The following is a 6,529-nucleotide window of genomic DNA, read 5'->3' on the forward strand; positions in this document are numbered from 1 at the left end:
TACGCTCGCGGAAGAGATCGTCAGCCATTTAGCCGATGTCGTAACCCAGCCGCTCGGCGAGCTTGTGCAGCAAGCCGATTGCGGCGTCGGCGATCACCGTCCCGGGCGGGAAGATGGCGGCGGCCCCGGCCTCGTAGAGCTCGTCGAAGTCACCCGGCGGGATGACGCCGCCCACCACGATCATGATGTCGGGCCGCCCCACCTCGGCCATCGCCTCGCGCAGCGCCGGCACCAGCGTCAGGTGACCGGCCGCCAGCGAGGACACCCCGACCACGTGCACGTCGTTGTCGGCGGCCTGGCGGGCCACCTCCTCGGGCGTGGAGAACAAAGATCCGACGTCGACGTCGAATCCGATGTCCGCGAACGCCGTCGCGATCACCTTCTGGCCGCGGTCGTGGCCGTCCTGGCCCATCTTGGCCACCAGGATCCTGGGGCGGCGACCGTCGGCTTCCGCGAACTTCTCGACGAGTTCGGTCGCGGTTGCCATGTTCGTGGCCTTTCCAGCTTCGTCGCGGTAGACCCCGGCGATAGTACGGATCTCCGCCTGGTGGCGGCCATACACCTTCTCCAGCGCGTCGGAGATCTCGCCGACGGTGGCCTTGTGCCGGGCCGCGTCGATGGCCAGCGCCAGCAGGTTGTTGCCCAACCCGTCTCGGTCCCCCTTACCGGCTGCGCCGGAATGGGCGGCCGCGGCGCGCGACAGTTCCGCGAGCGCCGCGTCGACGGCCCTCTGGTCCCGATTCGCCCGCAGCTCTTGCAATTTGGCCAGTTGCTCGGCCCGCACCCGGCTGTTCTCGACCTTGAGGACCTCGACCTCCTGATCCTCTTCGACCTGGTACTTGTTGACCCCGATCACCGGCTGGATGCCGGAGTCGATGCGGGCCTGGGTGCGCGCGGCCGCCTCCTCGATGCGCAGCTTGGGGATGCCGTCGCTGATGGCCTGGGCCATGCCGCCGTGCTCGGTGACCTCGGCGATGTGGGCGCGGGCCTTCTGCGCGAGTTGATGCGTCAGCCATTCGACGTAGTACGAGCCCGCCCACGGGTCGATGGGCCGCGTGGTGCCCGACTCCTGCTGCAGCACCAGCTGGGTGTTGCGGGCGATGCGCGCCGAGAAGTCGGTGGGCAGCGCCAGCGCCTCGTCGAGCGCGTTGGTGTGCAGCGACTGGGTGTGACCCTGCGTGGCGGCCATCGCCTCGATGCAGGTGCGGGCGACGTTGTTGAAGGCGTCCTGCGCGGTCAGCGACCAGCCGGAGGTCTGCGAATGTGTGCGCAGCGACAGCGATTTGGCGTTCTTCGGGTTGAACTGGGACACCAGCTCGCTCCACAACAGCCGGCCCGCCCGCAGCTTGGCGACCTCCATGAAGAAGTTCATCCCGATGCCCCAGAAGAAGGACAGCCGGGGCGCGAACTTGTCGATGTCCAGCTCGGCGTCCAGGCCGGCCTTGATGTAGTCGACCCCGTCGGCCAGCGTGTAGGCCAGCTCCAAATCGGCTGTGGCACCGGCCTCCTGGATGTGGTAGCCGGAGATCGAGATGGAGTTGAACTTCGGCATCTTCGCGCTGGTGTAGGCGAAGATGTCGGAGATGATGCGCATCGACGGCTTGGGCGGATAGATGTAGGTGTTGCGCACCATGAACTCTTTGAGGATGTCGTTCTGGATGGTGCCGGCCAGCTTCTCCGGCGGCACCCCCTGCTCCTCGGCGGCCACCACATACAGCGCCAGGATCGGCAGCACCGCGCCGTTCATGGTCATCGACACCGACACCGTCGACAGGTCGATGCCGTCGAACAGCTGGCGCATGTCGAGGATGGAATCGATTGCCACACCGGCCATTCCGACGTCACCCTGCACGCGCGGATGGTCGGAGTCGTACCCGCGGTGGGTGGCCAGGTCGAAGGCCACCGACAAGCCCTTCTGGCCGGCGGCCAGGTTGCGCCGGTAGAACGCGTTGGACTCCGCGGCGGTGGAGAAGCCGGCATACTGCCGAATCGTCCACGGCTGGTTGACATACATCGTCGGATAGGGCCCGCGCACGAACGGCGGCTCGCCCGGAAAACTGTGCAGCGGATACCCGTCGGCCTCCACGGCGGCGCGGTCGGCGCCGATGTAGACCGGTTTGACGTCGATGTCTTCCGGTGTCTGCCATTGCAGTTGGTCGGGTGTGTACAGATGCGCGGCCGCCGCCGCGGCCACGTGTTCTTTCACGGCGGCTTCGGTCGCCGCTGCGATCGCCCGCTCGCTGTGCAGCGGCACGTCGGCGAAGCTGCCGACAGCAGGTGCAGTGGTCGTCATCGTAACTACGCCCCCAGCCTTGTGAGCAGATCCGACAGAGTTTGCACCGCATTGATTTTCGCGGTCAGGAATTGGTCCGGTTGGTGCTCGGCGTCGGCCACGGCCTTGTCGGGCCCGGCCAGATAGACGCGCGCGATGCCGGCGTCCCGCGCCGCCCGCACGACGCCCGAGGCCTCGGCCTGGTAGCGCTTGTCGGTGCCGCAGATGACCGCCACCGTCGGCGACCCGGCATCGGTCACCGCCGAGCCGACACCGTCGGCGTCGACCGTTCCCGGGTTGATCGCCTCGATACCGCCGGAAGCCAGCAGGTTCGAGGCGAACGTCGCGCGGATGTTGTTCTCGGCCAGCGGACCCAGCGGCAGCAACAGCACCTGCGGGCGCGATCCGGTGCGGGCCAGGTACGCGTCCGAGCGATCCCGCAACGCCTCGAACTCCGCCGCGTAACGCACCAGCTTCCCGGCGGCGAGCGGCGAATACGTCGAATCGCTTTGCGGCAAAGGCGGTTCGGTGAGGTTGGGGAATTCGTTGACGCCGGTGATGGCCGTCCGGCGGTGCGCGATGTCGTCGCTGCGGCGAGCGGCGACCTCGGCGATCTGACCGGCGATGAAATCGCGGGCTTGCGTGAATCCGCCGTGGGCCTCGATGGCCTGGAAATGCTCCCAGGCCTGCTCGGCCAGGCGGCGGGTGAGGTCCTCTACGAACCAGGAGCCACCGGCCGGGTCCAGCACCCGGCCCACATGTGACTCTTCGAGCAGCAGCAGCTGCGTGTTGCGCGCGATGCGGCGGGCGAAACTCGTTGCCACGTCCGGGAATCCGCCGTCGATGGCCACATCGAACGGGAACACCAGCAGGGAGTCGGCGCCACCGACGCCGGCACCGAAGGCGGCCAGGGTGCAGCGCAGCATGTTCACCCACGGGTCGCGCTGGGTCATCATCGGCAGCGACGTCTCGGCGTGGACGACCGCCGCGCCGGCGTCCGGCTCGCCGACGACTTCGGCGACGCGCGCCCACAGGTTGCGGGCGGCGCGGAACTTGGCGATCGTGATGAACTGGTCGTCGTCGGCGGCGAATCGGAAGCTGAGCTGCCGCAACGCCTGGCCGATCGTCAGCCCCGATTCGGTGAGCACCCGTAGGTAACTCACCGCGGCCGCCACACTCGCGGCGACCTCCCACGTCGCGTTCGCGCCGAGGTTGTGAAAGGCGGGTCCGTCGACGGTGATCGCGCGCACCCCGGTGTGATCGGCGGCCCGCTTGGCCACCGCGACCACGTCCTCGATCTTCGGCGCGGGCCGCTCGCTGAGCGCCGCGCTCAGCGGGTCACCGCCCAGGTCGATCGACAGGGTGGCGCGCTGGTCGGGTTCGACCGCGTCCGCCAGCGCCAGCGCCACGTCGCCGGCCGCCACGTAGTCGGCGCCGGCCTCGAGGATCAGCGGCGCCATGCTCAGGTAGACGCCCTCGAGCGCCTCGCCCAGCTGGTCTGGCGCCACGCCCGACTCCCCGATCCGCAGCACCACGGCGCCGGCCCCGTTGCCGAGCGCGTCGAGCACCGCGGAGTTGACGTCCTTTGCCGCCACACCGGGCACCGGCGTCGCGGGGAACGCCTCGGCGACCTTCCAGCCGGACTTGACGTCGCGCAGCGCGTCGCCGCCGCGCACAAAGGGCCACTCGCCCGGCAGCGGCGGTTCCGGCAATTCGTCGAGCGCGGTGTAGAGCGCGCGGATCGCGATCCCGTCATACGTCGGGGTTTCCAGCAGCCGCTCGGGCGCGTCCCCCAACTGCTCGGGGTCCTTCCGGGTGCTTTTAGCCAGCACACCGGCGACCGCACTGCGCCAACGCCCGCGAACCTGTTCTAGGTCGGCGAGCTCGGGTACATCAATGGACACCGATTGCTCCCTTTTCCCAGCATTTGGGGCTACAACTCTGGGGATACCACTAGCTACTGAGGCTAATTGATGACCGCTCGTCGCTAAAAACCGCCAGGTGCGGCGCGCGGTCACGATTGCCGATGAAACACCAGCGTCGGGCAACGCCTTATTCACCCGCGCCCCGTACCCTAGGAAGCCGTGACGGGTTCCGCCACCAGCAAAATCACCGAAACGCTGCGCGATCTCGGCTGCGCCATCGGCGTCGCCGCGCGAAGCGTGTCCCGGTCGCGGATCGCCTGGACAGTGGTGGGCATCACAGCGCTGGTGGTGCTGGCGGCGTGGCTTCCGCTGCCCTCGCCGGTGCAGATGCGCGACTGGGCGCAGTCCGTCGGACCGTGGTTCCCCCTGGCGTTCTTGATCGCCCACATCGTCGTGACGGTGGTGCCCGTTCCGCGCACCGCGTTCACCCTGGCCGCCGGACTGCTGTTCGGACCACTGCTCGGCGTCGCCATCGCGGTGGTCGCCAGCACCGCGAGCGCGATGATCGCGCTGCTGCTGGTGCGCGCGGCCGGCTGGCGGCTGAACCGGCTGGCGCGTTACCGATCGATCGAAACGGTGGAAGAGCGCCTGCGGCAACGGGGCTGGCTGGCCATCTTGTCGCTGCGGCTGATTCCCGCGGTGCCGTTCTCGGCGCTCAACTACGCCGCGGGCGCGTCGAGCGTGCGGGTGCTGCCCTACGCGGTGGCGACCCTGGCCGGGTTGCTGCCCGGCACCACCGCCGTGGTCGTCTTGGGCGATGCGCTCGCCGGTCACATCAGCGCGCTGCTGTATCTGGTGTCGGCGATCACCAGCGCGCTGGGACTGGCCGGGCTGATCGTCGAGATCCGCCACTTCCGTCGGCACCACCGCCGTGCGCGCCGTCCGCTCGACGAGGAAGCCTCCCCCGAGCCGGCCGCCGTCAGCTGATCACCAACTTCGGTAAGACCGCCGCGCGGTGCGGCAAAGATCGATCTAATGGAGTGGTGTACGCGATGGAGGTCGCGAGCTGGGGGACGCCATACTCGCCGGCTCGTACTGTCGCGTTGCCCCTGAGCGCCCTGGTGTTGGCGGTACTCGCCATGCTGGGGTTCCTACCCGGTCCGGGCGAGCTGCGTAGCAAGCCGAAGAGGAGCCTGCTCGCCAGCTTGCGCGTGCACCCCCGCCGCGCCAGGATCCATACCTCATTGCTCACCCTCGCGGCGGTGTGCAGCGTCACCGCCCTGGTGTCGGCCGTCTGCCTGTACCCCAGGGCCAGCACGCCGGCGCAGCAGCCGGCGCCGCCGCCGCCCGTCCTGGCACCGATCGATCTGCCCGCCGCCAGTGCGGTGGGCCCCGGGGCGGGAATCTACGTCGCCTACGCCGACGGCTCGGGTGGAATGGGTTGCACCGCAGGCTTTCTGGTGCACACCAGCGGCGGCGCGGCCGGGATTCTGACCGCCGGGCATTGCAACCGCCCCGGGCAACCCAGCAGGGTGACGATGAACCTGGGCGGCGTCCTGCCCTACGCGACGGTGGGCACCTTCCGCAAGACGGTCAACGAGGGGGTGCACAACGAGCAGCACGACATCGGCCTGATCGCGCTGGACGGCGACAACATTCCCCAGTCCTCGGCGATCGCCTCGTCGTTGGCGGTCACCGGCGTGGCCACCAACCTGCAGATCGGCCAGCAGTTGTGCAAATTCGGCATGGGCTCCGGTGCCGACGCCTGCGGGCAGATCGTGGAGATCACCGGCAGCAAGGTCGTATTCCTGGCGAGCGGTCAGTGCGGCGATTCGGGCGGCCCGGTGTATCACTACGAAAAGGACGGCACCGTCAGCGCCGTCGGCATCCTCATCCGCGGCGGCGACCCCTACACCCCCAAAGCCGGGTGCGCGGCCCGGGCCAAGTTCTCCGTCGCCGAATTGGTGCGGCCCTGGCTGGACACCTGGCATCTGACGGCGGTGACCGCGCCGGCTTCCCCGCGCTGACGGGCGCTGGCTAGCGCCCCGGGGCGCTGCATTCCCTTCATCTTCAGGTCCGCTTCAGGCTGACTTCCTACCGTCGCCTCATCGCCTCCGGCTCGCCGGCGCGGGGGCACGGTGACCGGTAAACGCGGTGCGAGCAGACCGATTTCGCGCCGACCGGGTGCAGGAACACGTCGACAGAGAGGATGGATGGACCCAGTGAAGATCAGAGAACTCATCGCCGGTTCGTTGCTCGCGGGCGCCCTTGGGGTCGCCGCGGCGGGTTTCGGCGCGGCCGTGGCGAGTGCGGATCCGCCCCCGCCGCCGCCAGGCCCGGGGCAACCGTGGGGGCCGGGGCCCGGTGGACCGGGCGGGCCGGGTGCGCCGGG

Annotated in this window: 4 protein-coding genes; 2 read left to right on the plus strand and 2 right to left on the minus strand. The window is 69.2% G+C overall.

Annotated elements, in window-relative coordinates:
- Window positions 1–28: 28 nt before the first annotated feature.
- Together scpA and mutA are read right to left on the minus strand one after the other, a co-directional pair.
- Window positions 29–2,293, minus strand: coding sequence for a methylmalonyl-CoA mutase (gene scpA, locus A5659_RS17640; protein ID WP_067182937.1), 2,265 nt, complete (start codon window positions 2,291–2,293; stop codon window positions 29–31).
- Window positions 2,294–2,298: 5 nt separating this feature from the next.
- Complete coding sequence (gene mutA, locus A5659_RS17645; RefSeq protein WP_067182940.1) at window positions 2,299–4,176, minus strand: methylmalonyl-CoA mutase small subunit; 1,878 nt, start codon at window positions 4,174–4,176, stop codon at window positions 2,299–2,301.
- A gap of 180 nt (window positions 4,177–4,356) precedes the next feature.
- On the opposite strand from mutA, the gene A5659_RS17650 reads away from it, so the two are divergent.
- Together A5659_RS17650 and A5659_RS17655 are read left to right on the plus strand one after the other, a co-directional pair.
- Window positions 4,357–5,124, plus strand: a complete 768-nt coding sequence (locus tag A5659_RS17650; RefSeq protein WP_066865902.1) for a TVP38/TMEM64 family protein — start codon at window positions 4,357–4,359, stop codon at window positions 5,122–5,124.
- Window positions 5,125–5,189: 65 nt separating this feature from the next.
- Window positions 5,190–6,164: an endopeptidase gene (locus A5659_RS17655; protein ID WP_067182971.1), complete on the plus strand. Its 975-nt coding sequence runs from the start codon at window positions 5,190–5,192 to the stop codon at window positions 6,162–6,164.
- The last annotated feature ends 365 nt before the right edge of the window (window positions 6,165–6,529 follow it).

Origin of the sequence: Mycobacterium sp. 1165196.3, from assembly GCF_001673415.1 — a bacterium.
Classification (GTDB): domain Bacteria; phylum Actinomycetota; class Actinomycetes; order Mycobacteriales; family Mycobacteriaceae; genus Mycobacterium; species Mycobacterium europaeum_A.

What these genes read in the sequence shown, in the direction of transcription:
- A5659_RS17655 (WP_067182971.1), top strand. Translation starts at nt 5,190, where the DNA reads ATGGAGGTCGCGAGCTGGGGGACGCCATACTCGCCGGCTCGTACTGTC.
- scpA (WP_067182937.1), bottom strand. Translation starts at nt 2,293, where the DNA reads ATGACGACCACTGCACCTGCTGTCGGCAGCTTCGCCGACGTGCCGCTG.